3 protein-coding genes are annotated in these 3534 nt (G+C 69.3%); all 3 read right to left on the minus strand.

The features are described 5' to 3' along the window. Positions 1 to 40 precede the first annotated feature (40 nt). A complete protein-coding gene (locus KUTG_RS01775; protein ID WP_052393716.1) occupies positions 41 to 1348 on the minus strand; it encodes an MFS transporter in 1308 nt (435 codons plus the stop codon). 42 nt (positions 1349 to 1390) lie between these two features. Further along, complete coding sequence (locus KUTG_RS01780; protein WP_043727930.1) at positions 1391 to 2140, minus strand: 3-hydroxybutyrate dehydrogenase; 750 nt, start codon at positions 2138 to 2140, stop codon at positions 1391 to 1393. 442 nt (positions 2141 to 2582) lie between these two features. After that, the coding region (locus KUTG_RS01785; RefSeq protein ID WP_043714406.1) for a ricin-type beta-trefoil lectin domain protein at positions 2583 to 3534 on the minus strand (952 nt) is incomplete at its 5' end.

Genomic DNA, 3534 nt, shown 5'->3' on the forward strand with positions numbered 1-3534 from the left:
GTCGAGCAGTTCGAGCAGTCTCCACAAAGCCTCCATCTGGTCAGGACTCTACGTCCTGCAGCGACCCACCGGTGGTCTCCCGCGACAGCGCCACGGCCAGCACGGAGATCGCCGCCCCGGCCGCCACGTAGAGCGCGATCGGCGTTGCCGAGGCGAAGGCCGCCAGCAGCGCGGTGGCGACGAGCGGCGCGAGCCCACCGGCCAGAATGGACGCGAGCTGGTAACCGATGGAGGAACCCGAATACCGCACCCTGGTCCCGAACAGCTCGGAGAAGAACGCTGCCTGCGGCCCGTACATCGCGCCGTGCAACACAAGGGCGATCGTCGTGGCGACGATGATCGAGCCGGCCGAACGGCTGCCCAGCATCGCGAAGAACACGAAGACCCACACCGCCATGCCGATGGCCCCGAACAGGTACACCGGGCGGCGGCCGACGCGGTCGGACAGCGCGCCCCACAACGGAATCGCCGCCAACTCCACCGCGGAACCGATCAGCACCGCGCTCAGGGCGATCGACTTCGGCAGCTTCAGCGTCTCCACGACGTAGACCAGGATGAACGACGTGATCACGTAGTACGAGATGTTCTCGCCCATGCGCGCGCCCATGGCCACCAACACCTCACGCCATTGCGTCCGCAGCACCGTGACGATCGGCATCCGCTCGACGCTCTCGGCCGCCCGTGAGGCGGCGGCCTGGAACACCGGCGTCTCCGACACGCTCACCCGGATCCACAGTCCAATCGCGACCAGCACACCGGACAGCAGGAACGGAATGCGCCAGCCCCAGGACGCGAAGTCCTGATCGGACTGCACAGCCGCGAGCACCGCCAACACCGCCGTCGCGAGCAGGTTGCCGCCGGGCGCGCCGGCCTGCGGCCACGACGCCCAGAAGCCGCGGTGCTTGGCGCTGCCGTGTTCGGCGACGATGAGCACGGCGCCACCCCACTCGCCGCCGAGGGCGAAGCCCTGCACCAGCCGTAATGCCGTGAGCAGCAGCGGCGCGCCGATCCCGATCGAGGCGTAACCGGGCAGCAGGCCCATCAGGAACGTGGCGCCGCCCATCATCAGCAGGCTCAGCACCAGCAGTCGCTTGCGGCCGAGACGGTCGCCGAAGTGGCCGAACACCAGGCCGCCGAGCGGGCGGGCGCCGAAGCCGATGGCGTACGTGGCGAACGCCAGCAGCGTGCCGGTGAGCGGGTCGGCGGTCGGGAAGAAGACCTTGTTGAACACCAGCGCGGCGGCGGAGCCGTAGAGGAAGAAGTCGTACCACTCCACGGTGGTGCCGATCAGGCTGGCTGTGACGACGCGGGCGATGCGTTCTCTGGACGGGGACAGGGTCTGGGTCATCGTTGACTCACGCTTTCCGGGTCGTCGAGCGGGATCAGCAGGTCAGGAGGCGGTCCAGCCGCCGTCGACGGGCAGGCTGGCACCGGTGAGGTGGCCGGCCTGTTCGCCGCACAGCCACGTGACCAGGGCGGCCACGTCGCGCGGCTCGATCAGCCGCTTGATCGCCGGCCGCTGGAGCAGCACGTCGGTGAGCACCTGGTCGGGGTCGATGCCGTGGGCGGCGGCCTGGGCGGCCAACTGACCCTCGACCAGCGGCGTCCGCACATAGCCGGGGGCGACGCAGTTGCTGGTCACGCCGTGCGGCGCGGCTTCGAGAGCGATCACCTTGCTCAGGCCCTCCAGCCCGTGCTTGGCCGCCACGTAGGCCGCCTTGAACGGGCTGGCCCGCACGCCGTGCACGCTGGAGATGTGCACGAGCCGGCCCCAGCGGTTGTTGTACATGTGCGGCAGACAGCGCCTGGCCAGCAGGAACGGCGCGGTGACCATGACCTGCTGGATGTGGGCGAACCGCGCCGGCGGGAACTCGTGCACCGGCGCGACTGTCTGGATGCCGGCGTTGTTGACCAGGATGTCGACGTCCGACGGCAGCTCGTCGATGGCGCCCGGGTCGGCGAGGTCCACGACGTGCGCGGTGCCGCCGATATGGGTGGCGACCTCGACTGCGGTGCGGGGGTCGAGGTCGACCACCAGTACCTTGGCGCCGGCGGCGGCCAACTCCTCGGCGCAGGCCCGCCCTATACCGCTGCCGCCGCCGGTGACCAGGGCGGTTCTGCCGTCGAGTGGGCTTGTCATGGTCACCCACCGTAGGTAGTGATACCCCGACTGAATATGTGTGTGGGGACCATGTCTTGACGGCGCTTTATGGCCGATAGCCCCACACGCGGCTCATGTGGCCTCGACACACCGGGCCGTCGCGGATGGTGGGTTGGAGCGACATGGTCCTGGGGTCGGTCACGCCCCTACCGTCGAACGGCGAACCGTCGGAAAGGTGCAACGATGCATCCCCTGCCTGCTTTTCGTCGCACGATCGCCGTCGACTTGCGCATCCTGACCGCCCGCCGCTACGACCTGGCCGCCGACCGAACGAGGGCGATCAACCGGCTGCGCGCCCAGATCCTGGAGTGCTTCCTCGGCAGAATTGCCGCCAGGGAACCGTCGCTGACAACCTTCATGGCAGACACGCACACCGAGTCGGACCGCCAGGTGCGACAACACCTGGCGGTCCGCACAACCCCTACTGGAGACTCCACAGCTGGTTGTCCCCGGTGCCGCAGGGCCACAAGACAATCTTGGTGCCGTTGGCCGTGTGCGCTCCGGTCGCGTCGAGGCACAGCCCGGACTGCACGCCGCGAATCGCGCCGTCCGCGCCGACGGTCCACTGCTGATTGGCCTGCCCGTTGCAGTCCCAGATCACGGCCTGCGTACCAGCGGTTGTGCCCTGGTTCAGGGCGTCCAGGCACTTTCCGCCGCCGTACACGCTCAACTGCTGGCCGCCGGTGTAGGTCCACTGTTGGTTGGCCTGTCCGTTGCAGTCCCAGATCTGGGCCTGTGTGCCGTTGGTCGTCGAGGAGTGGTCGATGTCGAGGCAGCGGCCGGACTGCTTGCCCACGATCGCGCCGACCCGGCCGCCGCCGCCCGGCTGGTCGGTCCCCGTCACCATCAGCAGCACGGCCTCCTGCGCCGGCACGTGGACGGTGTAGCCCGTGGTCGTCGAGCCGAGGTCGGCGGCGTTCCACACGTCACGAACGGAGGCGGTGCCGGCCAGGCCTAGATCGGCGAACCGGACCGTGATGTCGGCGGCGGAGCCGGTGCGGTTGAGGGCGACCACCGCGCGCCGGCCGCCGCCGGCGAGGACCTTGCTGTACACCTGCTGGCCGGTGTGGTCCTCGGCCACCTTGACGCCCTGCCGGCCAAGGGAATCCTGGTCGATGGCCAGCACCTCGCGGTTGCCGAGGATGTTCCTGGTGTCCGCGCTCATGGTGGCCAGGTTGTTGCCGGCGATCAGCGGGGCCCCGGAGATCGCCCACAGGCTCAGGTGGGTGCGGCTCTGCGCGGCGGTGAACCCCGACATGCCCACGACCAGCATGTCCGGATCGTTGTAGTGGCCGGCGCTCTGCGCCGTGGGGTGCTGCGCCGCGTCGAAGTTGCCCAGCACCTTGGTCATGGACGGCTGCTGGCCCCAGTAG

The organism is Kutzneria sp. 744 (assembly GCF_000568255.1).
GTDB lineage: Bacteria > Actinomycetota > Actinomycetes > Mycobacteriales > Pseudonocardiaceae > Kutzneria.